22 protein-coding genes are annotated in these 22,053 nt (G+C 74.4%); 7 read left to right on the top strand and 15 right to left on the bottom strand.

The window, feature by feature from the left end:
* The 5 genes from HCN51_RS34830 to HCN51_RS34810 all read right to left on the bottom strand — a co-directional run bounded on the left by HCN51_RS34830 (position 1) and on the right by HCN51_RS34810 (position 5,642).
* Positions 1-2,364: a VWA domain-containing protein gene (locus HCN51_RS34830; RefSeq protein WP_168015513.1), complete on the bottom strand. Its 2,364-nt coding sequence runs from the start codon at positions 2,362-2,364 to the stop codon at positions 1-3.
* Positions 2,365-2,367: 3 nt separating this feature from the next.
* Positions 2,368-3,060, bottom strand: a complete 693-nt coding sequence (locus tag HCN51_RS34825; protein ID WP_168015511.1) for a histidine phosphatase family protein — start codon at positions 3,058-3,060, stop codon at positions 2,368-2,370.
* 5 nt (positions 3,061-3,065) lie between these two features.
* Complete coding sequence (locus tag HCN51_RS34820; protein ID WP_168015509.1) at positions 3,066-3,986, bottom strand: CbtA family protein; 921 nt, start codon at positions 3,984-3,986, stop codon at positions 3,066-3,068.
* A 12-nt stretch (positions 3,987-3,998) separates the two neighbouring features.
* Positions 3,999-4,202 (bottom strand): CbtB domain-containing protein, encoded by a 204-nt coding sequence (locus tag HCN51_RS34815; RefSeq protein WP_168015507.1) that lies wholly within the window; start codon positions 4,200-4,202, stop codon positions 3,999-4,001.
* A 234-nt stretch (positions 4,203-4,436) separates the two neighbouring features.
* A complete protein-coding gene (locus tag HCN51_RS34810; RefSeq protein ID WP_230466041.1) occupies positions 4,437-5,642 on the bottom strand; it encodes a cytochrome P450 in 1,206 nt (401 codons plus the stop codon).
* A gap of 89 nt (positions 5,643-5,731) precedes the next feature.
* Between HCN51_RS34810 and HCN51_RS34805 the strand changes: the two genes are divergently transcribed.
* The gene (locus tag HCN51_RS34805) at positions 5,732-6,427 is read left to right on the top strand and encodes a TetR/AcrR family transcriptional regulator (RefSeq protein ID WP_346433896.1); all 696 of its coding nucleotides are present in this window, start codon (positions 5,732-5,734) and stop codon (positions 6,425-6,427) included.
* On the opposite strand, the gene HCN51_RS34800 is transcribed toward HCN51_RS34805, so the two are convergent.
* The 3 genes from HCN51_RS34800 to HCN51_RS34790 form a co-directional block, all read right to left on the bottom strand.
* Positions 6,424-6,906: a PDZ domain-containing protein gene (locus HCN51_RS34800; protein WP_168015505.1), complete on the bottom strand. Its 483-nt coding sequence runs from the start codon at positions 6,904-6,906 to the stop codon at positions 6,424-6,426. The genes HCN51_RS34805 and HCN51_RS34800 overlap by 4 nt on opposite strands.
* The gene (locus tag HCN51_RS34795; protein WP_168015503.1) at positions 6,899-7,123 is read right to left on the bottom strand and encodes a sigma-70 family RNA polymerase sigma factor; all 225 of its coding nucleotides are present in this window, start codon (positions 7,121-7,123) and stop codon (positions 6,899-6,901) included. The genes HCN51_RS34800 and HCN51_RS34795 overlap by 8 nt, the downstream gene beginning before the upstream one ends.
* A 61-nt stretch (positions 7,124-7,184) precedes the next feature.
* Positions 7,185-7,589 carry a S8/S53 family peptidase gene (locus tag HCN51_RS34790; RefSeq protein WP_168015501.1) on the bottom strand — a complete coding sequence of 135 codons (405 nt, stop codon included), beginning with the start codon at positions 7,587-7,589 and terminating at the stop codon, positions 7,185-7,187.
* A gap of 289 nt (positions 7,590-7,878) precedes the next feature.
* Between HCN51_RS34790 and HCN51_RS34785 the strand changes: the two genes are divergently transcribed.
* From HCN51_RS34785 to HCN51_RS34775, 3 genes are all read left to right on the top strand, one after another.
* Complete coding sequence (locus HCN51_RS34785; protein ID WP_168015499.1) at positions 7,879-8,259, top strand: peroxidase family protein; 381 nt, start codon at positions 7,879-7,881, stop codon at positions 8,257-8,259.
* Between the two features lie 114 nt (positions 8,260-8,373).
* Positions 8,374-9,603: a chromosomal replication initiator protein DnaA gene (locus HCN51_RS34780; RefSeq protein ID WP_168015497.1), complete on the top strand. Its 1,230-nt coding sequence runs from the start codon at positions 8,374-8,376 to the stop codon at positions 9,601-9,603.
* A gap of 108 nt (positions 9,604-9,711) precedes the next feature.
* Entirely contained in the window at positions 9,712-10,833 is a 1,122-nt protein-coding gene (locus HCN51_RS34775) for a sensor histidine kinase (protein WP_168015495.1), read from the top strand.
* 27 nt (positions 10,834-10,860) lie between these two features.
* On the opposite strand, the gene HCN51_RS58335 is transcribed toward HCN51_RS34775, so the two are convergent.
* Positions 10,861-13,344, bottom strand: a complete 2,484-nt coding sequence (locus HCN51_RS58335) for a DHA2 family efflux MFS transporter permease subunit (RefSeq protein WP_206068229.1) — start codon at positions 13,342-13,344, stop codon at positions 10,861-10,863.
* A 65-nt stretch (positions 13,345-13,409) separates the two neighbouring features.
* On the opposite strand from HCN51_RS58335, the gene HCN51_RS34760 reads away from it, so the two are divergent.
* On the top strand, positions 13,410-14,114 hold the full coding sequence (locus HCN51_RS34760; protein WP_168015493.1) for an ArsR/SmtB family transcription factor: 705 nt from the start codon (positions 13,410-13,412) through the stop codon (positions 14,112-14,114).
* Between the two features lie 73 nt (positions 14,115-14,187).
* On the top strand, positions 14,188-14,553 hold the full coding sequence (locus HCN51_RS34755; protein WP_222107973.1) for a bleomycin resistance protein: 366 nt from the start codon (positions 14,188-14,190) through the stop codon (positions 14,551-14,553).
* A 29-nt stretch (positions 14,554-14,582) separates the two neighbouring features.
* On the opposite strand, the gene HCN51_RS34750 is transcribed toward HCN51_RS34755, so the two are convergent.
* Genes HCN51_RS34750 through pdhA form a run of 3 tightly spaced genes read right to left on the bottom strand, consistent with a single transcriptional unit; the run spans position 14,583 to position 18,101 of the window.
* A complete protein-coding gene (locus HCN51_RS34750) occupies positions 14,583-15,980 on the bottom strand; it encodes a 2-oxo acid dehydrogenase subunit E2 (RefSeq protein ID WP_168015491.1) in 1,398 nt (465 codons plus the stop codon).
* Positions 15,977-16,993, bottom strand: coding sequence for an alpha-ketoacid dehydrogenase subunit beta (locus HCN51_RS34745; RefSeq protein ID WP_168015489.1), 1,017 nt, complete (start codon positions 16,991-16,993; stop codon positions 15,977-15,979). The genes HCN51_RS34750 and HCN51_RS34745 overlap by 4 nt, the downstream gene beginning before the upstream one ends.
* Before the next feature lies 1 nt (position 16,994).
* Positions 16,995-18,101 (bottom strand): pyruvate dehydrogenase (acetyl-transferring) E1 component subunit alpha, encoded by a 1,107-nt coding sequence (gene pdhA, locus HCN51_RS34740; protein ID WP_168015487.1) that lies wholly within the window; start codon positions 18,099-18,101, stop codon positions 16,995-16,997.
* Positions 18,102-18,298: 197 nt separating this feature from the next.
* On the opposite strand from pdhA, the gene HCN51_RS34735 reads away from it, so the two are divergent.
* Positions 18,299-18,787, top strand: coding sequence for an Lrp/AsnC family transcriptional regulator (locus HCN51_RS34735; protein WP_428981562.1), 489 nt, complete (start codon positions 18,299-18,301; stop codon positions 18,785-18,787).
* 3 nt (positions 18,788-18,790) lie between these two features.
* Here the strand turns inward: HCN51_RS34735 and HCN51_RS34730 are convergent, their stop codons facing one another.
* The 3 genes from HCN51_RS34730 to HCN51_RS34720 are packed head-to-tail and all read right to left on the bottom strand — an operon-like array spanning position 18,791 to position 22,012.
* Positions 18,791-19,954: an NAD(P)/FAD-dependent oxidoreductase gene (locus HCN51_RS34730; RefSeq protein WP_168015482.1), complete on the bottom strand. Its 1,164-nt coding sequence runs from the start codon at positions 19,952-19,954 to the stop codon at positions 18,791-18,793.
* Between the two features lie 57 nt (positions 19,955-20,011).
* Complete coding sequence (gene sigJ / locus HCN51_RS34725; RefSeq protein WP_168015479.1) at positions 20,012-20,890, bottom strand: RNA polymerase sigma factor SigJ; 879 nt, start codon at positions 20,888-20,890, stop codon at positions 20,012-20,014.
* A 45-nt stretch (positions 20,891-20,935) separates the two neighbouring features.
* Positions 20,936-22,012, bottom strand: coding sequence for a threonine aldolase family protein (locus HCN51_RS34720; protein WP_168015477.1), 1,077 nt, complete (start codon positions 22,010-22,012; stop codon positions 20,936-20,938).
* Positions 22,013-22,053 lie beyond the last annotated feature (41 nt).

Here is a 22,053-nt window from a genome sequence, read left to right as displayed (position 1 = left end):
TCAACCCGCCTTCCTGGAAACGCCCGCTCTGTCGCCGTGCTCGGGCGCGCGGGCCTTGCGGTCCTGCTCAAGAACGGGCGCCCTGTGGTCGTGCTCAGGCGCGCGGGTCCTGCGGTCGTGTCTCGAAGTGCGCGTCCTGTGATCGTGGACGACCGAGCCGAGATCGGTCAGCGAGTCGAGCGGGACGAGCCGCGCCCGCAGCCGGGCCGCCAGCCGTACCGCCAACCCGAGCCGCACCGGGCCGCTCTCGCAGTCCACGACGACCGCGGCCGTGCCGGCCAGCAGGGCCGCCGCGCGTTCCACGTCGCCGCCGGCCGTGGCGCGCCCGTCGGTCACCAGGACGAGCAGCGGACGCCTGGCGGGGTCGCGCAGCCGTTCGACGCGCAGCACCTCCGCCGCCCGCGCCAGCCCCGCCGCCAGGGGCGTGCGCCCGCCGGTCGCCAGCGTACGCAGCCGCGCCGCCCCCGCCTCCACCGACGACGTCGGCGGCAGCGTCACCTCGGCCCCCACGCCCCTGAACGTCACCAGCCCCACCTTGTCGCGCCGCTGGTAGGCGTCGAGCAGCAGGCTCAGCACGGCCGTCTTGACCGCCGTCATCCGCTTGCGCGCCGCCATCGAGCCGCTCGCGTCCACCACGAACAGCACGAGGTTCCCCTCCCTGCCCTCGCGCACCACCTCGCGCAGGTCGTCCCCGCGCAGCACCAGCCCGGGGCCGCCGCGCCCCCGCTCCCGCTGGTACGGCGCCGCGGCCCGCAGGGTCGCCGCCACGTGCAGGTCACGCACCCGGCCGGACGGCCGGCGCGCCCCGGTGCCCCGCCCCTGCGAGCCCCGCGCCCTGGACCGCCGCCCGGCCGCCCCCTCACCGACGCCCGGCACCTCCAGCAACGGCACCCGGTACGGCCGCGCCACCCCGGCCACCCGCAACACCCCGGCCCCGCCATCCACCCCGGCTCCTGCCGAGCCGTCGCCGTCCAGCCCGAGGTCCGCCGGGCCGGTCCCGCGCTGGTTGCGGTGGGACGCCCGCTCTGCCTCATCATCGGCCGAGGACGGGTGGTCGGCGCCGGGGGTTGCGCCATCGCGCCAACCCTCCGTCGCGGCCCCGGATCCGGGCGGCGGCCGGCGGCGATCGCCCGAATGTCCTCGCCACCCACCTCCCGCCTGGTCGTCCTGGCCGTCACCGGACAGGTGGCCGTCGCCCGGATGGCCGGGCGCGGTGCCGCTGGTGCCGGAGTTGGAGCCGGTGCCGGAGGGCCGGTCCGAGCCGCCGCCGAACCCATCGGATCCCGCAGGCCCGTCAGACCCATCCGGTCCGCCAGAGCCGTCAGGCCCGTCGGGGTCGTCATCGTCGTCGCCGGACGTCCGTTCCAGCAGCTCCTCCAGCAGCGCCTCGTCCAAGCCCGGCGCGTCGAACGGATCCCGCCGCCTGCGATGCGGCAAGGACAGCCGGGCGGCGGCGCGGACGTCCTCGGTGGTGACCCTGTCGCGGCCCTGCCAGGCGGCGTGGGCGACGGCGGCGTTCGCGGTGACGAGGTCGGCGCGCAGCCCGTCCACCTCGAACGCCGCGCACACCGTCGCGATCTGCCGCAGCCGCGCGTCCGGCAGCCGCACCTGCGCCACCCGGGCTCTGGCGGCGGCGATCCGGCGGGCCAGCACCGCCTCCTCACCGGCCCACCGCGCCGCGAACGCGTCGGCGTCGGCGTCGAAGGCGAGCCGCCGCCGCACCACCTCGGCGCGTTCGGCGGGGTCGCGGGACGCCTTCACCTCGACCGTCAGCCCGAACCGGTCGAGGAGCTGGGGGCGCAGCTCGCCCTCCTCCGGGTTCATGGTGCCGACGAGCAGGAAGCGGGCGGCGTGGCGGACGGACACGGACTCGCGCTCGACGTAGCACGTGCCCAGGGCGGCGGCGTCGAGGAGCAGGTCGACGAGGTGGTCGTGGAGGAGGTTCACCTCGTCCACGTACAGGACGCCGCGGTGGGCGGCGGCCAGCAGGCCCGGCTCGAACGCCTTCACCCCCTCCGTCAGCGCCCGCTCCACGTCCAGGGAGCCGACCAGCCGGTCCTCCGACGCGCCCACCGGCAGCTCCACCAGCGCGGCCGGACGACCGACTCCCTCGGCGCCCGGATCATGCGGCCCATCCGGGCACTCGGGCGCCGGCGCCGCCGGATCGCAGGCGAACCTGCACCCCGGCACCACCTCCACGGCCGGCAACTGCGCCGCCAGTGCCCGCACGATCGTGGACTTGGCAGTGCCCTTCTCGCCGCGCACCAGCACCCCGCCGACCCGGGGCGCGACGGCGTTGAGCACCAGCGCCAGCTTCAGGTCGTCGAGGCCGACCACGGCACTGAACGGATAGGTGACGATCAAAGCTCAGACCTTTCGGTTGACGTACGCCACCCGCCAGCCGCCCTGCGCGGCGACCAGTTCGGTGGCGGACAGGGGCGCGAGATCGAACCGGGCGGCACCCATGGGGCCCAGCCCCAGCGCATGCCCGATCGCCGCCCTGATGACCCCGGCCTCACAGACCACCACCCCACCCGCCCACGCCCCGCCGACCTCCGGCCGCCCGGCGGATGCTCGCTGCTCGGTGGACGTGCGCGGTGCATGGGGTGTGCGCCGCCCACCCGGTGCGTGCTGGTCGGGTGATGGGGGCGGCCCGGCCGGTGCGGGCTGTGGGGTCGGTGTCGGGGCTCGGGTTGTGTCGAGCCAGGTGGCCACCCGCTGGGCGAGGGCGGCAAGGCTTTCGCCGCCGTGGGGGGTGGCGTGCGGGTCCGAGAGCCAGCGGGCCAGGGCCTCGGGCTCCTCCCTCGCGACCCGCTCGTACGGCAGGCCGCGCCACCGCCCGCAGTCCGCCTCCCCCAGGGCATCGCAGACACGGGGCTCCAGGCCCATGGCGAGGGCGGTCTGCCATGCCGCGCGGCCAGGGGAGACCCACGCCACCCGGCCCGCCACCAGCGGCCGGAGGGTGGCGGCGCGGCTGAGGGCGGCCGGGTCGGCGTCCTCGTCGGCGGGGAAGCAGGCGGCGCGCATGCCGGGTGTCGTCGCGTGCCGGATGAACAACATCCGGATCAGCTCGACGATCCCGGAGACGAGGACGGGGACAGGGGTGAGGAGGCCGGCGACCCGGGCGTGGTCAGCGGGTGGCGGGCCGCTGCCCGGTCGCCGGCCCAGCCGAACAGCACGCCGAACGCCGCCCAGAACACGAGCTGCGTGCCGAGCGAGGCGATGCGGAACTCCCACAGCAGCGCCGCGGGAAACCCGTCGGGCACCTCGTTGACACCTGGCAGCAACACCCAGGCCGCGACCACCGGGACGAGGAAGGCGCCCGTGGCGGCGACCCACCGGACCCAGGGGTCCGGTGATGTGACGCGCCGGGCCGTGGCGACGGCGATGGCCGTGGCGGCGAGCCCGACCAGGACGATCACCACGTACAGGAGCGTGCGGCCGTTGATCGTCTCGGGGTCGCCCACTGCGGGTGGGTTGGCGGGATATTTCAGGAACGGGACGAGCACGACGGCGGTGAAGGCGGTTCCGGCGGCGGCCAGCGCCAGCCGTCCGTCCGAACGCGGGCCGACCCGGCCCCGCAGCCCGGCGAACACGAGCGCGAAGACGCCGCCCACGGCGAGCCCGTACAGGCCGGTGGCGAGGAAGAGCCCGGCCTTCTGCACGGGCCTGGAGACCGTGGCCTCATCCCCGTGATCGTGCCCGCCCGCCTCGCCGGAGCGAGCCGTGTCGTCGTGTCCGGCCGCCTGGTCGTGCCCGGCCTGATGGTCATGGCTGGCCGACTCGCCGGTGCCGGTACTGCTGCCGGAGCCGGTCCCGGTGCCGGTGCCGGTCCCGGCGCCGGTTCCGGCCTTTGCGGCGGCCGCCTCTTCGAGGGCGATCGCGCTGTCCACGTGCGGCTCGCCCAGGACGAAGGCGAAGCCGCCCGCGATCAGTCCGGCCAGCAGGCCTGTCAGCAGGCCCCTGACCAGCAGGGTGCGTACCATCGCGCGCGCCGCCTAGTGGCAGGGCACGCCGAGCAGGTGGCGCCCGTCGTGCATCAGCTCGTGCAGGAACGCCCCTGTCTGGGAGACGGCGCCGTTGTCCATCAGGACGAGGTACGCGACGAGCAGCAACACGGGCACGGCCAGCACCAGCCAGGGGCGCAGGCGGGGGAAGGGAATGGCGGTGGTGGCGGCGGAAGGAGTGGAGGTGCCACTCATCTGATCCTCCTCAGGGTTGACGCGTCCCATACAGCGAGGTCACGGCCGCCAAGCGACCTGGCTCCCGGGATCTAGGTCCCGGATACAGTGGCGCGTCCGCACCGGCATCTCACCGGATTTCCCTTGGACAACCGTGAAATCTACCGGAACGTATCCTTCTATCCGGTTCGCGTCAACATCATGGCCGGTCGCCCGACCCGCCGGATGGCGGGCGGGCGACCGGGAAGAGGGCTCCTACCAGGTGACGGGCAGCTCGTGCATGCCGTACACGGTGGAGTCGTCCTTGAACGACAGTTCCTCGGCGGGCACCGCGAGCCGCAGGCCGGGCACGCGCCGCAGCAGCGTGTTGAAGACGATCTCCAGCTCGACCCGGGCCAGGTTCTGGCCGAGGCACTGGTGGGGGCCGTAGCCGAAGGCGAGGTGGCTGCGGGCGTCGCGGTCGATGTCGAACCGGTCGGGGTCCTCGAACGCCTCGGGGTCGCGGTCGCCGGCGTTGGCCAGCATGACGACGCCGGACCCGGCGGGGATGACGGTGCCGCTGAGCTCGACGTCCTCCCGCGCGACCCGCGCCATCGCCAGCTCGGCGATGGTGAAGTAGCGCAGCATCTCTTCCACCGCGTTCCCGATCTTGTCGGGGTCGGCGCGCAGCGCCTCCATCGACTCGGGGTGCTGGAGCAGCATGTACGTGCCCAGGGAGATCATGTTCGCCGTGGTCTCGTGCCCGGCGATGAGCAGCAGGAACGCCAGGCTGAGCAGCGCCGTGTGGTCGGCCTCGCCGCTCTCGCGCTGCTTGACGATCTGGCGCCCGAGCAGATCGTCGGTGGGCTCCTGCTCCTTGGCCGTGATCAGCTTGTCGAGGTAGATGACCAGCTCCAGCACGGCGTGCTGCCGCTCCTGCTCGGTGGCCGCGCGGTTGAGCAGCTGCGCCGAGTGGACCTGGAAGAAGTCGTGGTCGGAGTACGGCACGCCGAGCAGCTCGCAGATCACCAGCGACGGCACCGGCAGCGCCAGCGCCTTGACCAGGTCGGCGGGGCGCGGGCCGTCGAGCATGGCGTCGAGGTGCTCGTCCACGATCTGCTGGATGCGCGGCCGCAGCGCCGCCATGCGCCGGACGGTGAACTCGCCGATCACCTGGCGGCGGGCCTGGGTGTGCTCGGGCGGGTCCATCTCCAGCAGCATCTTCGGCAGCGGCGAGTCGGCCATCTGCCCGTCGGCCTTGCTCAGCCGGGGCGCGTTGGGGTGGCGGCGGTCGGCGCTGAAGCGCGGGTCGCTCAGGATCGTGCGGATGTCCTCGTAACGCGTGGCCGCCCACGCCTCGCGCCCGGTGGCGAGCATGACCTTGGTGACGGGCTGCTCGCGCAGGAACCGCAGATGCTGCTCGGCGGGGGCGAACGGGCAACCGCGGGCGGTCTGGAGCGTTTCGGTGGAGTCGGTGGTCAAGGCTCTCCCATCAACATGGTGTCCGACAGCACAACTTCCCTACACCTGTAGCCTAACCTTCAATTGTTCGGGAGACTACACTGACGTGCGTGACGACGACCACCAGAGACCGCGGCGAGGAGCAGGTCGACCCGCGGGTGCGTCGCACTCAGGCGGCGCTGCGGGCGACTCTCATCGAGCTCGTCCAGCACCGTGACCTGTCCAGGATCAGCGTGGCCGACGTCGCCGAGCGGGCCGGGGTGAGCCGCTCCACGTTCTACGACCACTACCGCGACGTGCACGAGCTGGCCGCGGCGGCCTGCACCGCCATGATCGACGAGCTGATCGAGGCCATCCCCGGCCGCACCCCCGAGGCGCCTGCCGGGCACGCGCCCGCGCCCGCCGCACCGACGGATCCGTGTGGCCCGGCCGAGGCGGAGCAGCCAGGCTCCGAGGTCCCGCCCGACACGCTGCTCACCTTCTTCGCGCACCTCGCCGAGCACGCCAGCCTCTACCGCAGCGTCCTGGGCCCGCAGGGCAGCGCCCGCGTCATGGACCACCTGCGCCACCGCGCCACCGTGGCCGTCTACGCGCACCGCACCGGCACCCCGCCACCCGGCCCCGCCGACACCCCGCACGACGTGCGGGCCGCCTTCACGGCGGGCGCCCTGCTCAGCGTCGCCACCGACTGGCTGCGGCGCGGCTGCCCCTGCTCGCCCGCCGAGATGGCCGCCCAGACCCTGCCGCTGCTCCTGACCCTCTACCGCGAGGACGACACCGCACAAGGCGAGGACGACACCGCCTAAAGCGAGGACGACACCGCCGAAAGCGTGAACCAGCTCGTCGACACGTCGAGCCCTGTCCGGGTGCGGCAGTGGAGCCGGAACGGCCCGTCCGGCTTGCCGCGGATGACGAACACCCCCATGTCGTCGATCTCCAGCGGCCCCCCGCTGCCCGCCCGCCCCTGCACCCGGACCTCCCCCGCCTGCGGCGGCACCACCTGCCCGAGCAGGGAGCTGTCGGTGATCTCCAGCTCGATCGTGAGCCGGCTGGCGGCGAACGTGAGCGCCCGCAGCACGGCCGAATCGGCGCGCAGGGCCGGCACGGCCTCGGCGTGCACGGCGGAGTCGTAGGTCAGCTCCGCCAGCTCCATGTCGAGGTCGACCTCCCGCCAGGCGAACGCCGCCCGGCCCGCCTCGACGATCTCGCGCGGGACGGCCTCGGCGGCCGTCATGGCCGCGCGCAGCCGGGAGAGGAGCTCGTCATCGTCCCACGCCTCAGACATGGCTTTCACCTTCCCGCACTTCGGCGTCCGCGCTCATCAGCGCGGACAGCGCCGCGTCGGCGCGCAGCCGTGCCAGGCAGCGCGAACGGGTGGGGCCGATGCCGCCGACCGCCATGCCCGGCCGCGCGGAGATCTCGTTGTAGGGGACCTCCCGCACGAGGAGCGACAGCAGGCGCCGACAGCCGGGCGACAGCTCGGCAAAGGCGGCGCGGAGCACGGCGTTGCGCTCGGCCTCCTCCAGCGCCCGCGCGCTCGCACGCGCGGGCCAGCGCCACCGGCTACCGGCCGTCGGCGGTGGCGCCGCCCAGCGCGATGATCATCATGTCGAGGTCGTCGTCGAGGGCGCCGGCCATCGCGGTGGCCAGCTTCCAGGAGTTCGTGGTCAGCCGCTCCTCGTCCAGCACCGGGTAGACGACGAACTCGGCGTCCGGCGCCTGCTGCGCCGCCACCGAGGCGACGAAGATCGCGTGCCCGCTGAACGACACCCATTCCGGCCGGTCGTCGAGCAGCGCGTCGTCGCCGACGCTGCCGCCGCTGTACGGCGAGCCCTCGATGTTCTCGTACACCCGGTTCTTCGCCACGACCGGCCGGTAGCCGGCGTGCTCGGCGGCGGACTTCTCCCGCAGGTGGAACAGCAGCAGGTCCAGGTCGGAAGGCTCCTCGCCGCCCTCGTACGCGCCCACGGCCGCCGCCTTGACCCGCTCCCTGAGCCCGGGGTCGAGCTTGCCGGCGCCCTGCGCCAGCCCGTCGAGCTCGAACAGGTCGAGCCCGAGCCGCCGGCCCCGCCTGCGCCCCGCCCGGCAGCCGCGTCAACCGGGCCAAACGCATCGACACGCTGCTGGGCCGCTTCCTCGGGCCGCTTCCTCGGGCCGCTTCCTCGGGCAGCTCCCGCCCGCCTCGTTCGGCGGCTGCGCGCAGCACGTCCCCGCCATCGAGCGCAACCTCGCCTTCCGCAACCTCGTCCGCGCCGACATGGTCGGCCTCGCCGGCGGCCAGCAGGCGGCCGAGTTCATGACGCTCACCCCGCTCGGCGCCGACCAGATCCTCGCCGGCCACCAGGGCGCCGACCTCACCACGCTCGCTGCCAACGACCGGCACCGGATCGTCACGCGCACGCCGCTGTGGTTCTACGTCCTGCGCGAGGCGGAGCTCAACGACGGGGTGCTCACCGGCGTCGGCGGCCGCATCGTCGCCGAGGTGCTGCACCGCGCCATGGAGGGCAGCCGGTACTCGATCGTCCGCCGGCCCGCCTGGCAGCCGGACCTGTGCTCGCCTTCCGGCCGGTTCACGATGGCGCATCTGGTGCTGCACGCGTACGACCACGACCCGCGCCTGCTGAACCCGGTCGGGTGACGCCCTCCGCTCGGGCCTTCGTCTAGTACGTACGGGCGCGCGGCCCGGGTTCACTCCCATACCCCTTGGCGGTGCACCCCCGGCGACCGGCCCGAACCGCCCCACAATGAGCCAATGACCTACCCTATGGAGCCCCACCCCGACGATCCCTGGGGCCGGCCCGCACCCCAGCCCTACGACCACCCCGGCCCGGTCGCGCCGCCTCCCCGGCACGGGGCGCCCGCCGCCCCGCCTCCGGAGTGCGGGGGGTGGGGCGACGCCGGCGGCGGGCCGCGCCACGGCCCCGGCCGCTCGGAGCCCGGCCCCCAGCCCCGCCAGGGCGGACCGCCTCGCGACGCCTACGGCGCGCCTCCAGACGCGGGACCTTACGGGCCGCCCCGCGACGCTTATGGACCGCCGCCCGATCCGGGGTCCTACGGGCCGCCTCACGACGCGTACGGGCCGCCTCACGACGCGTACGGGCCGCCGCCCGAGCCTTACGGGCTGTCGCCGGAGCCCGGACCCTACGGGCCTTCTCCTCATGCGAACCCCCAGACCACCTACGCCGCCCACCCCTACGACCTGGCCCAGAACCAGTACGACTACGGCGGCCTGCCGGTCAAGCGGCACAACACCCTGCTCATCGGCCTGTCCGCCGGCCTGGGCATCGTCCTCCTCCTGGGCGGCACGGCCGGCGCGGTCGCCTACTTCAACACCACCCGCGCCCAGACCTCGGGCCTGTCCGGCACCGGGACGTCCGGCCCCACGACGGCACCCCTGCGATCCGACCCGCCGGCGGCCGGGCCGTCCGACGAGCCGTCCGGAGAGCCGTCCGAGGAGGCGTCCGACGGGTCTTCGGGCACCACGCGCGGCACGGCGCAGGCCGCGCCCGGCTCGCCGATCGAGCACACCGAGTTCGACGACTGGAAGTTCCGCTTCGAGGGGGTCAAGTTCGAGGCGAACAAGGTCGGGGGCTGGTCGTACGACACGTGCGACCCGGTCGACGGCCAGGGCGTGCTGGCCAGGAACACGTGCGAGCGGGCCATCCAGGTCGCCTACTCGGCGTACCGGGGGCACCTGCGGGCGGTGCAAGTGACGATGGCGTTCCCGACGGACAAGGCGGCCAAGGCCGCCGCCACGCGGCTGGCCAAGCTCGACGCCAGCGCGGTGAACATCCGCAGCGACATGACCCTCGACACGTTCGCGTACGGGCAGATCCGCGCCAACGTCGCCAAGAAGTACGTGATCGCCACCATCGTCACCGCCGACCGGACGGCCAAGCCCAAGGCGGCCAAGTTCCACCTGTACCTCCAGGCGGACGCCATGAGCTACTTCCTGCTGCGGGACGTGACCATCACGAGCTGACCCCGCCGTGCGGCACCCGGGTCCGCTGTCAGGGGGAGGCGGTGTGCTGTCAGGATCACCCGTTAGGCGGAGTCGCGGGCGGGGGCGCCGACCCTACGATCGGGGGCCATGACGTGGACGCGGCTGAGGGACGTACGCCTCATTCCCGTGGTGTTCGGACCTTTGGCCGCCGTGCTGGCCGTGGCCGAAGCCTGGCTCGGAGCCCCGCCCGGCGGCGCGTGGCTGCCCGGGGTCGGGATGGGCGCGGCCCTGGTGCTCGCCGCCTGGCGTCCGCTGGCCGGCGCCCTCGTCGCGGCGCTCTGCCTGCTCGCCGGCCCGCTCGTCCTCGGCACGCCGGGCAGCTCGGCCGCGACGGTGACCGGCATGATCGGCACGCTCCTCTGGACGGGCTGGAGCGCCGGGCGCGCGGCCCGGCGCTCCAGCGAACACGCGACCCACCTCGCCGCCCTGACGGCGGCGCTCGACGAGGAACGGCAGGCGAGCGCCCGGGCGGTGGCGGCGCTGGAGGGGGAGCGGGAGGCCGCTGCTCGGGCGGTGGCGGCGCTGGAGGGGGAGCGGGAGGTGAGCGGGCAGGTGGCGGTGGCGTTGGAACGCACGCGCATCGCACGGGAGGTGCACGACGCGGTCGCCCACTCGGTGAGCGTGATGACCCTGCAACTGGGGGCGTTGCGGCGGCTTCTCGGTGACCGGCCGGCCGAGCGGGAGGTCGTGGCCGGGCTGGAGCGGCTCGGGCGGCAGACCGTGGAGGAGATGCGCGGCCTCGTCGGCCTCCTGCGCGAGCGTGGGGACGGCGAGCAGGGGGACGGCGACGGCGTGGCGCCGATGCCGACGCTGGTGCGGCTGGACGAGCTGATCGAAGACGTCCGGGAGGCCGGCCTCGCCGTGACGCTGGACGCCCCCGCCGACCTGCCCCGGCTGCCGCCCGTCCTGGATGTCACGGCGTACCGCGTGTTGCAGGAGGCCCTGACGAACGTGCTGCGGCACGCCGACGCCGCCCCGACGGCGGTCGCCATCGGCTACAACGAGCAGGCCCTCACCCTGGAGGTCCGCAACGCCCCGTCGGCCGCGACCGGCACGCCCGTCCTGGCGGGTGCGAGCGGGCACGCCGGGCACGGGCTGGTGGGCATGCGGGAACGGCTCGCGATGGTGCAGGGCAGCCTGCACACCGGCCCGGAGCCGGACGGCGGTTTCACGGTACGCGCCCGCTTCCCGCTCCCGCGCACCTGGTGAAGACTTCCCGCTCCCGCACCCGGGGCGTCAGAGCCAGCCGCTCCTGCGCAGGAGCCGGAAGACGACGACCACGGCGACGGCCATGAGGATCAGCGCGAGGGGATAGCCGAACGCCCAGTGCAGCTCGGGCATGTGGTCGAAGTTCATGCCGTAGATGCCGGCGATCATCGTGGGCACGGCGATGAGCGCCGCCCACGAGGAGATCTTGCGCATGTCGGCGTTCTGCTGCATGGCGACCTTGTTCTGCTCGCGCCCCGTCAGCGCCAGGTGGGCGGTCAGGGCGCTGGTGAGGAGCTCGTTGTGCTCGTCCACCTGGGCGTCCACGCGCAGCAGGTGGTCGAGCACGTCGCGGAACTGCTCGCGGGTGGCCGAGCACAGCTCCACCCGGCCCTTGACGATCTCCTCCAGCACCGGGATCAGGGGATCCTGCGCGGTGCGGAATTCGAGGACCTCGCGTTTGAGCGAGTAGATGTCCTCGGTGGCGTCGGCGTACTCGCCGCTGAAGACGCGGCGTTCGAGCGCGATCAGGTCGCCCTCGATCTCGTGCGTGATGCGGCCGTAGTCGTCCACGACCTGGTCGCAGATCGCGTACAGCACCCCGGAGGGGCCGGCGGCGAGCAGGGCGGGGTCGGATTCGAGGCGGCGGCGCACCGCGCCGAGCGGCGCCGCCTGGCCGTGCCGGACGCTGATGACGAAGTCGTGGCCGAGGAAGAGGTTGATCTCGCCGACCTCGATGTCGGAGGTCTCGTCGGCGTAGAGCAGCGGCTTGAGCACCACGAACAGGGTGTCGTCGTAGCGTTCGAGCTTGGCGCGCTGGTGGGCGTGGATGGCGTCCTCGACCGCGAGGGGGTGCAACTTCACCTCGCGGGTGATCAGGTCGAACTCCTCCTGCGAGGGGTCGTGCAGGCCGATCCACAGGAAGGAGTCGCCCCTGGCCCGTGCGGCGTTGAAGGCGTCGCTGATGTCGCCGGTGATGGTCTCACGCACGCCGTCGCGGTAGATCGCCTGGTCCACAATCACACTCGGTATTGTCGCGTACGCGGACAACTCGCCCGCACGGGCCGTCGTCACCGGCCTCGCGCACCGGCCGCCCGATCCGGCCGCCCGATCCGGCCGCCCGATCCGGCCGCCGGCGAATCCCCCGCGCGGCGGGCGGACGGCGAGGACGGTCAGGGTGGCGGCGAGCAGGAAGGCGGCGCCGCCCGCCACCGCCTGCGCCCGCAGCCCCGCCACCAGCCCGCCGCCGTGCGCGACCAGCGTGCCGACCAGGGCGACGCCGATGGCGCTGCCCGTCTGCCGGGCGGCGTTGAAGACGGCCGACGCGGCCCCGCCCCGCTCGGCGGGCGCCGCCTCCATGACGGCGGCGGTGGCGGCGGGCATCGTGAACCCGGTGCCGAACCCGGTGAGCACCATCGGCGCCACCAGCGCCCAGTACGCGGTGTCCCGGCCGGCGACCAGCCAGCCGAGCAGCCCGGCCGCGCCGAGCACCAGCCCGCACGCCATCGGCACGTGGGGGCCGCGCCGCCCGGCGAGCCGCCCGCCCAGGGGAGAGGCGATCATGGGCATCAGCGCCATGGGCAGCATGGCCAGCCCGGTCGGCAGCGCGCCGAGCCCCCGTACCTGCTGGAAGTACAGCGGCACGGCGAACAGCAGCCCGTAGAACCCGAGGTTGAGCAGCACGCCCACGACCGCCGACGCGGAGAACCGCCGCTCGCCGAACAGCTCCAGCGGCACCATCGGCGCCCGCGCCCGCCGTTCGAGCAGCAGGAAGGCCGGCAGCGCCAGCCCGAACAGGACGAACCCGCCCAGCGTCAGCGGCGACCCCCATCCGTGCCCGCCCGCCTCGATCAACGCCCAGGTCAGCCCGCCCAGGCACAGGGCCCCCGTCACCTGGGCGGGCGCGTCGAGCCCGGCGCGGCGGCCGGACGGGGCAGGCGCGGGGACGTACCTCCTGGTCAGGTGGAAGCCCAGCAGCCCGAACGGCAGGTTGACGAAGAACACCGAGCGCCACCCGGCGGCGACCACCAGCACCCCGCCGAGCACCGGCCCCGCGGCGGCGGCGAGCCCCGCGACCATGCCCCACACCCCGAACGCCCGCGTCCGCGCCTCGCTGCCCGGGTAGGCGGCGCGGAGCAGCGCGAGCGAGGCCGGCACCATCATCGCGGCGCCCGCCCCCTGCGCCAGCCGGGCGCCGACCAGCACGCCGGCGCTCGGCGCCAGCCCGCACGCCGCCGACGCCCCCGTGAACACCGCCAGCCCCGCCAGGAACACCCGCCGGCCGCCGACCCGGTCACCGAGCCCGCCGCCCATCAGCAGCAGCCCGGCGAACGCGAGCGTGTAACCGTCCACCACCCACTGCAGGACGGTCAGATCGGCACGCAGGCCGGCGCCGATCACGGGGACGGCGACGGCGACCACGGTGACGTCCAGGATGACGAGGAAGTAGCCGAGGCAGAGCGCGACCAGCGGCCACCTGCCGGCGGAGGGGCGGTGACGTTCGGGAACAGCCATGACCCCAGCCTCGTACGGGATGACTACGGTGCTCGCCGAAGTGTCCCCGGCATAGCCTGGACGTCATGTGGAAGACCGCGACGGAGACCGACATCGCCGAGGTCGCGGCGGCCATCGGCGATCCCTCGCGCGCCAAGGTGCTGCGCGCGCTCGCCGACGGCGGCGCCCTGCCGGCCGGCGCGCTCGCGGCCGAGGCCGGCGTCAGCCTGTCCACGATCAGCGGCCACCTGGCCCGGCTGCGTGAGGCCAAGCTGCTCACCGTCGAGCATGACGGCCGGCGCCGCTACTACCGCCTGGCCAGCACCGACGTGGCCCGCGCGCTGGAGGAGCTGGCCAGGATCGCCCGGCCGCTGCCGGTCCGCTCGCTGAGCGACAGCGTGCGCGCGCACGCGCTGATGCAGGCCCGGCTGTGCTACGACCACCTGGCCGGGCAGCTCGGTGTCGCGCTGCTCGCCGCGCTGGTGGACGGCGGGGTGCTCGACGTCAGCGGCGGCGGCTACCGGATCACCCCGGCCGGGCTCGGCGTGCTGGGCGACTTCGGCATCGACACCGGCGAGTTCTCCCGGCGGCGGCCCGCGATCCGCTACTGCGTCGACTGGGGCGAGGGCCGCCACCACCTGGCCGGGGCGCTGGGCGCGGCGGTGACGCGGCGGCTGTTCGAGCTGGAGTGGCTGCGCAAGGGGCGGGCCAGGCGGGTCGTGCACCTCACCGACGCCGGCCGCACCGGCCTGCACCGGACGTTCGGCGTCCCCCTCGACTGGGACGCCTGAGCGGCGGGCGGGACTCCCGATCATCAGGAAAGGGGGCCTACCCGGGGCACAATGGGGAGCGAGGAGGTTCGCGGTGGCCGATGGAGTGGTGTTCGAGAGCGTGGCGCCGGTGGTGCCGGTGCGGGACCTGGACGCGGCGATGGAGCGGTACCGGCGGCTCGGCTTCGGCGTGCGCGCCTACGAGGGCGGCGCCCGTTACGCCTTCGTCGAGCGCGGCGGGGTGTCGCTGCACCTGACCGAATGGGCCGAGCACGACCCCAAGCGCAGCGGCGCCGCTGTCTACCTGTACGTGTCCGACGTGGACGCCCTGCACGCCGAGTGGGCGGCGGCCGGCGTCCCGGGGCGGCTCGGGCAGCCCCAGGACACCGAGTACGGGCTGCGCGAGCTCGCCTACGTCGACCCGGACGGAACCCTGCACCGCGCCGGCTCACCCCTTTGAGCCCCTCTGAGCCCTGCTGAGGCAGCCGGTCAGAGGTCGGCCAGCAGGGTCGCCGGGCGTTCCACGCAGTCGGCGACATAACGGAGGAACCCTCCGGCAACGCCGCCGTCGCACACGCGATGGTCGAACGTGAACGACAACTGCGTGACCTTGCGGACGGCGAGGGTGCCGTCCACCGCCCACGGCCGGTCGATGATGCGGCCGACGCCCAGGAGCGCCGCCTCCGGATGGTTGATGATCGGCGTGGAGCCGTCCACGCCGAACACGCCGTAGTTGTTCAGCGTGAACGTGCCCCCCGTCAGCGCCTTCGGCGGCAGCGTGCCCTCGCGGGCCAGGGCGGTCAGGCGGGCCAGCTCCGCCGCCAGCTCCGTGAGCGTCATCCGGTGGGCGTCGTGGACGACCGGGACGACCAGGCCGCGCTCCGTCTGGGCGGCGAAGCCCAGGTGGATCTCGGGATAGCGGACGATCTCGGCGCGTTCGAGGTCCACCGTCGCGTTCAGCTCCGGGTAGCGGCGCAGGCCGGCGACGCAGATGCGGGCCAGGAGCGCCAGCAGGCCGATCCGCCGGTCCGGGACGGCCGCCCGCAGCGCGTCCTTGATCTCCAGCAGGCCGGTCGCGTCCACGTCCACCCAGGTCGTGGCGTCGGGGATCTCGCGCCTGCTCCGTGACAGCTTCTCCGCCACCGCCCGGCGCAGCCCGCGCAGCGGGATGCGCTCCGGCTCCTGGAGTGAGGAGGCGGGCGCACCCTGAGGCGCGGCAGGGGCGGCGGTGGGTGTGTTCGGGCGTGGTTCCGGGACGCGTGCGCCGGCCTCCGTGATGGCCCGCTCGACGTCCTTGCGCAGGATGACCCGGTTCGGGCCGCTGGGCGTGATCCGCGCCAGGTCGAGACCGTTCTCCTGCGCCAGCCTACGCACCAGCGGCGAGATCACGCGCGGCGCCCCGCCCGGTTCCGCGCCGGCGCGCGGGACGGCGGCCAGCCCCGCGGGCTGCGCGTCGGCGTGCGGGACCGCGGCCAGCTCGGCGGCGTGCGCGACGCCGGCGCCGGCGCCGGCGCCGGTGCGGCCCCTGCGCCGGCGTCGGCGCCCGGCCAGGTGGCCGGTGCCGTAGCCGATCAGGACATTTCCGGATCCGGCCTGTTCCTCCTCGCGGTACCGCTCCGCCGCCGGGTCGGCCCCGCCGTCCGGGCTGATGGAGATGAGCGGATCACCCACCGAGAGGGTCGTCCCAGCGGGTGCGTGCAGCTCCAGCACCGTGCCCGCGTAGGGCACGGGCACCTCGACGGCGGCCTTGGCCGTCTCGACCTCCACCACGATCTGGTCGACCGCGACCGTGTCCCCCACGGCGACCTTCCAGACGAGAACCTCGGCCTCCGTCAGCCCCTCGCCGAGGTCGGGCAGCCGGAAGAGCTGTGCCTCAAGGGTGTTCACGCCGCCCCCCTCGACAGGTGCCGGACGTCGGGCCGGTCGTCGAACTGGAGCCGGTCCACCGCGTCCAGGATCCGGTCGACCCCGGGCAGGTGGACGTGCTCCAGCTTCGGCGGCGGGTAGGGGATGTCGAACCCGGCGACCCGCAGCACGGGCGCGGCCAGCGAGTGGAAGCACCGCTCCTGCACCCGGGCCGCGATCTCGGCCCCCACCCCCGCGAACCCCTGCGCCTCCTGCACGACCACGCACCGCCCGGTGCGCCGCACCGAGGCGACCACGGTCTCGTCGTCGAACGGCACGATCGTGCGCAGGTCGACGACCTCCAGGTCCAGGCCGTCCTCGGCGGCGGCGGAGGCGGCCTCCAGGGCGACGGGCACGGAGGGGCCGTAGGCGACGAGGGTGGCGTCGCGGCCGGGCCGCCGCACCACGGCCCGCCCGAACGGGGCCGCCGCGCGCCGCTCCAGCGCCGCCTCGGCCTTGGCCCAGTACAGCTTCTTCGGCTCCAGGAACACGACGGGGTCCGGGTCGGCGATGGCGTCCCGCAGCAGCCAGTAGGCGTCCTCGGGGGTGGCGGGGGTGACGACCTTCAGGCCGGGCGTGTGCGCGTAGTACGCCTCGCTGGAGTCGCAGTGGTGCTCGACCCCGCCGATGCCGCCCGCGTACGGGACCCGGATCACCATCGGCAGCGCCAGCCGCCCGCGCGTGCGGTTGCGCAGCTTGGCGACGTGCGAGGCGATCTGCTCGAACGCCGGGTAGGCGAACGCGTCGAACTGCATCTCCACGACCGGGCGGAAGCCGCCCATGGCCATGCCGACCGCGAGCCCGACGATGCCGGATTCGGCCAGCGGCGTGTCGAAGCATCGCTCCTCGCCGAAGTCCCTGGTCAGCCCGTCGGTGATGCGGAAGACGCCGCCGAGGGGGCCGACGTCCTCGCCGAAGACGAGCACGCGTTCGTCGTCGCGCAGCGCGTCGCGCAGGGCGGTGTTCAGTGCCTGCGCCATCGAGACGGTGGGCATGTCAGCTCTCCTGTGCGTTCAGCTCGGCCCGCAGCTGCTCGCGCTGTTCGAGGAGCTGGGGGGTGGGCTCGGCGTAGACGTGGTCGAAGATCTCGAGGAGGTCGGGCTCGGTGTCGGCGTTCATGCGGGCGCGCAGCCCGGCCGCGAACGTCTCGCCCTGCGTGCGGGCGGACTCGACGTCGTCGTCGGTGAGCAGGCCCCGCCCGCGCAGGTACGTCTCCAGCCGCCGCACCGGGTCGGCCTCGGCCCAGCGGCGCACCTCGTCGTCGTCGCGGTAGCGGCCGGCGTCGTCGGCATTGGTGTGCGCGTCCATCCGGTACGTGTGCGCCTCGACGAGGAACGGCCCCCGTCCGCTACGGGCGTGCTCGACGGCGGCGCTCAGCACGGACAGCACGGCCACGAGGTCGTTGCCGTCCACCTGCTCGGCGGGCACGCCGTACCCGACGCCCTTGTACGCCAGCGCCGGCGCCGCGCTCTGCTTGGCCAGCGGCACGGAGATGGCGTACTTGTTGTTCTGCACGAAGAAGACCACGGGGGCCTTGAGCACGGCGGCGAAGTTGAGCGCCTCGTGGAAGTCGCCCTCGCTGGTGCCGCCGTCGCCGACGAAGGCCATGGCGACGCCGTCCTCGCCCTTGCGGCGCAGCGCCTCGGCCATGCCGGTGGCGTGCAGCACCTGCGTGGCCAGCGGCGTGCACTGGGGGGCGACACGGGTGGCGGCGGGGTCGTAGCCGCAGTGCCAGTCGCCGCGCAGCAGCGTCAGCACCTCGACGGGGTCGAGGCCGCGCGCGACGAGCGCGACGGAGTCGCGGTAGGTGGGGAACAGCCAGTCCCGCTCGCGCAGCGCGAGCACGCCGCCGACCTGGCAGGCCTCCTGGCCGCGGCTGGAGGGGTAGACGGCGAGCCGGCCCTGCTTGGTCAGGGCGGTCGCCTGGGTGTCGAAGCGCCGCCCCACGACCATCCACCGGTACGCCTCGCGCAGCAGCTCGTCCGGCGGCACGGCGTACCCGGCGGGTGCCTTCACCGCGGTGCCGCTCTCATCGACGAACCGGATGGGCGCCGGCGAGGGCAGCAGCTCCCGCACGGCTTTCGCCGACGTCTTCGTGGACATGGGAAAGCTCGCTTTCTGCCGAGATCCTTCCTGAGGACGTTTGTCACAGAAAGCGTCCGCCTGCCTGGCCATCCGTTCAAGACTTGGCGGATAATGAGCGACAAATGGTTCGCAACCCATCTTCGGGAGGCCGATTGTCGTCGGAAGGGGCCCACGGAAGCGGCTGGCCAGGACATTCGGCCGCCGGGCTGGACGCGGTGGATCGGGCGATCATCGCCGAGCTCCTGCGCGACGGCCGGATGTCGGTGCGCACGCTGGCCGAGCGCGTGCACATCTCGCGCGCCAACGCCTACGCCCGGCTCACCCGCCTGATGGACGACGGCGTGATCACGGGGTTCACCGTCGAGCTCGCGCCGCACAAGGCCGGCCTCGGCACGAGCGCGTACGTGTCGGTGACCATCGAGCAGAACTCCTGGCGCGCGGTGCTGGCCCAGCTCAAGGAGATCCCCTTCGTCGAGCACTTCGCCATGGTCGGCGGCGACTACGACATCCTGGTCCTGGTCAGGACCCCGGACAACGAGACGCTGCGGCACGTGGTGCTGGAGCGCATCCAGGACGTGCCGGGCGTGCTGTCGACGCGGACGTGGCTGGTGTTCGACGAGGCGCGGGGCAGCGGCGCCCACTGGAGGGCGCCGGACCAGAGCGGCGGACCGGAGCGCCGGGCCAAGGCGCCGGACCAGGCGTGACGGTCAGAACGGGATCGGCAGGCGGACCATGCCGGCCAGGGCGAGAAGCTGCTCGGCGTCGTCCACCGGCGGCTGGATCCGGCGCATGATCCACTGCTTGACCTCCTTGCCGCGCTCCCCGCTGAGCGCGACCTGCCGGTCCCAGCCCTTCGTGTAGAGGCCGCCGGCGGCCCCCAGGTCCAGGCAGGTCACGTACGGCGCGGGCGCGAAGTCGATCGGCTCCAGGCCGAGCAGGTCGGCGGCGGCGTTGTGGCCGGCCGTCTTGCCCATCGGGGTCGCGTGCTGGCAGCTCTGCATGACGTCGTGGGAGTCGTCGAAGCGGGCCGCCGCCACGTCCCCGGCCGCGAACACCGCGCCCGACGGCTCCTCGACCCGCATCCACCGGTCGACGGCCACGCGGCCGAGCCGGTCGCGGCGCGCCGGGACCTGCTCGGTGAGCGCGTCGGCCCGCATCCCCGCCGTCCAGATGACCGCGTCGGCGGCCACCCGCGTCCCGTCGGACAGGACCGCCTCGACGGCGCCGTGCGCCCCGCCACCCGGCCTCGTCCCGGCGCCCGGCTCGACGGCGTGCAGGGAGGTGCGCAGGCGGACCTCGATGCCGAGCCGGTCGAGGGCGTCCTCGATGCACGGCCGCGGCGCCGGCCCCAGGTCGGGCCCCACGACGTCCGCCCGCTCGACGAGCACCACCCGCCCGCGCCCGGCCAGCTCGGTCGCCACCTCCAGCCCCGTGAACCCGGCCCCGACGACCACGGCCGTGAAGCCCTCGCGGCCCCGCAGGTGGCCGGCCAGCCGCCGGGCACCGCGCAGCGTGTCCACGTCGAACAGCAGCCCGGCCCCCGGCAGCTCCGGCCGCACCAGCCGGCTGCCCGTCGCCAGCACCAGCCGGTCGTAGCCGAGGACGTCCCCGCCGGCGTGCACCTCGCGGCGCTCCACGTCGATGCGCTCCCCCCAGGCCCGCCGGTGCCGGACGTCGATGGGCTTGAGCAGCCCGGCCAGCGGGACGGTCGCCCGGTCGGGCTCGGCCTCGTACATGCGCGGGCGCAGCACGAGCTCGTCGTCCGGCGCTACCAGCGTGATGTCCAGGTCGGCGCCGTCGCGCACGCGCGCGGCCGCGGCCGCCGCCCACACTCCGGCGAACCCGGCACCGAGGATCACGATGTGCGGCATGTGTGTCTCCTTCGTCAGTGACGTCCTGGTGGTCGCCAGGGAGACAACACAGCCCGCTCAAAGGTGACTGAGATGCCGGAGCTTGTCGGGATTCACCACCCGCCAGATGGTGACGATCCGCCCGTCGCGGATCTCGAACGTGTCCACCCACACCGGCACGCCGTCCCGGTAGGTGACCAGCGCCGGCTGCCCGCCGACCTCGACCGGCTCGATCCGCTCGGCCGGGCGCCGCCCCTCGATCCAGGCCAGCATCGAGGCCAGCCGGTCACGGCCGCGCACCGGCACGCGGGCCGCCGTGGTCCTGCCGCCGCCGTCGGCGACGTACACGACGTCCGGATGCAGCACCGCCACCAGCCGGGCCAGGTCGCCGGCCTGGGAGGCGGCGCGGAAGGCGGCGACCACCCGCTCCCGCTCGCCGCGCGCGGCCGCCGGCTCGCGCTCGCGCGCCGCCGCCACCCGGGCGCGCGCCCGCGAGGCCAGCTTGCGGGTGGCCGGCACCGACTTGCCGAGCACCTCGGCGATCTGCTCGAACGGCAGCCCGAACACGTCGTGCAGCACGAACGCCACCCGCTCCGGCGGCGCCAGCTCCCGCATCACCACCATCATGGCGGTGCCCACCGACTCGTCCACGAGCACCGGGCCGGCCGCGTCGGGCCCGGTCAGCAGCGGCTCCGGCAGCCACGGCCCGACGTAGTCCTCGCGCCGCACCCGGGCCGACCTCAGCACGTTGTACGACGTCCGCGCCGCCACCGTGATCAGCCACGCCCGCAGGTCCACCACCCGCTCCAGGTCGTCCGAGGCCGCCGCCGCCCGCAGCCAGACGTCCTGCACGACGTCCTCGGCCTCGGCCACGCTCCCGAGCAGCCGGTACGCGGCACCGAACACGGCGGGCCGGTGCGACTCCCACTCCTCCCGCAGACGCGGACTCAGCTCCATCCCGCGCATTCTAGGCACGCGCGTGTCCGGCCCCCGAAGGGTGGTTCACTTGGCGGCGCGGGCCAGCACGTCGCGGATGAGGGCGGCCACCTCCTCGGGGGTGAAGTCCATCGCGTTCTCGCCGACGGTGACCTCGAAGCTGCAGCGGTACGGGTCGGGCCCGCCGCGCACCCGCCCCCAGAGCTGGACCCCCTGCTCCTCCAGCAGCTCCCGCCCGGCCCGCTCGACGGCCCGCCTGGGCGCCGGCAGGTGCACGTGGAACAGCGGCGTCTGCGGCACGTCGGGCCGGGTGCGGGCGGCGCCGTCGGCGTTGACGGCGGCGGCGATCGCGATCGCGTGCTCCCGGTAGGCGGGCATGCGCTCGGCCACGGTGTCGAGGCCCGTCAGGGCGGCCAGGGCGAGCGGCCACGCGTCGGCGATGCCGCCGCCGAGCCGCTGCCGCCACACCCCGGCGGCGGCCACCGTGGCCGCGTCCGCGGCGAGCACGGCGCCCCGGACGCCTTGGAGGCTCTTGTAGAGGGAGACGTACACGGAGTCGAACAGGCCGGCGATCTCGTCCAGCGGCCGACGGTAGTACGTCTGGGCCTCCCACAGCCGGGCCCCGTCGAGGTGCGCGGCGGCGCCGGTGGCCCGGACCAGCCCGACCTGCTCGCCCAGCTCGTCCCACTCGGGGAGCAGGCCGCCGAGGTCGCGTTGCGGCAGCTCCCACACCACCGCCGCCAGCGGCTCGCCGATGGCGGTCAGGTCGTGCGCGGTCATCAGCTCGTACGGGTCGCCGGCCCGGCGGAAGCGCAGCCCGTGGACCGCGTTGTAGCCCTGCTCCTCCCACACGTCGAGGTGGCTGCACGGGTGCCCGGCGAAGGTGCGGCGCCCGCTGCGGTCGGCGTGCACGCGCAGCACGGCCTGCTGCGCCATCGTCCCGCTCGGGAAGAACAGCGCGCGCTCCTTGCCGAGCAGCCCGGCCAGCCGCCGCTCCAGCACCGCGACCGGGCCGTCCGGGCCGTCGGGCGGGGTGTCGTCGTCCACCAGCTCCAGCATCCGCTCCAGCACCGCGCGCGGCCTGCGCCGCAGCGGCGCGTGCAGGAACAACGCCCGTCGTACGGGCGTAGGGTCATCGGCCATGTCCGGCTCCCAGCAAGTCGTTCGCCCGAGCATACCGATCG

Origin of the sequence: Nonomuraea composti, from assembly GCF_012034275.1 — a bacterium.
Classification (GTDB): Bacteria; Actinomycetota; Actinomycetes; order Streptosporangiales; family Streptosporangiaceae; genus Nonomuraea; species Nonomuraea composti.
This window is presented reverse-complemented; position numbering and strand designations above follow the sequence as displayed.

Coding starts and splice junctions, on each gene's coding strand:
- HCN51_RS34780 (WP_168015497.1), top strand. CDS start 8,374: ATGACCTACCCTATGGAGCCCCACCCCGACGATCCCTGGGGCCGGCCC.
- HCN51_RS34785 (WP_168015499.1), top strand. CDS start 7,879: ATGGTCGGCCTCGCCGGCGGCCAGCAGGCGGCCGAGTTCATGACGCTC.
- pdhA (WP_168015487.1), bottom strand. CDS start 18,101: ATGTCCACGAAGACGTCGGCGAAAGCCGTGCGGGAGCTGCTGCCCTCG.
- HCN51_RS34825 (WP_168015511.1), bottom strand. CDS start 3,060: ATGTTGTTCATCCGGCACGCGACGACACCCGGCATGCGCGCCGCCTGC.
- HCN51_RS34815 (WP_168015507.1), bottom strand. CDS start 4,202: ATGAGTGGCACCTCCACTCCTTCCGCCGCCACCACCGCCATTCCCTTC.
- HCN51_RS34730 (WP_168015482.1), bottom strand. CDS start 19,954: ATGCCGCACATCGTGATCCTCGGTGCCGGGTTCGCCGGAGTGTGGGCG.
- HCN51_RS34760 (WP_168015493.1), top strand. CDS start 13,410: ATGTGGAAGACCGCGACGGAGACCGACATCGCCGAGGTCGCGGCGGCC.
- HCN51_RS58335 (WP_206068229.1), bottom strand. CDS start 13,344: ATGGCTGTTCCCGAACGTCACCGCCCCTCCGCCGGCAGGTGGCCGCTG.
- HCN51_RS34745 (WP_168015489.1), bottom strand. CDS start 16,993: ATGCCCACCGTCTCGATGGCGCAGGCACTGAACACCGCCCTGCGCGAC.
- sigJ (WP_168015479.1), bottom strand. CDS start 20,890: ATGGAGCTGAGTCCGCGTCTGCGGGAGGAGTGGGAGTCGCACCGGCCC.
- HCN51_RS34720 (WP_168015477.1), bottom strand. CDS start 22,012: ATGGCCGATGACCCTACGCCCGTACGACGGGCGTTGTTCCTGCACGCG.
- HCN51_RS34820 (WP_168015509.1), bottom strand. CDS start 3,986: ATGGTACGCACCCTGCTGGTCAGGGGCCTGCTGACAGGCCTGCTGGCC.
- HCN51_RS34775 (WP_168015495.1), top strand. CDS start 9,712: ATGACGTGGACGCGGCTGAGGGACGTACGCCTCATTCCCGTGGTGTTC.
- HCN51_RS34800 (WP_168015505.1), bottom strand. CDS start 6,906: ATGTCTGAGGCGTGGGACGATGACGAGCTCCTCTCCCGGCTGCGCGCG.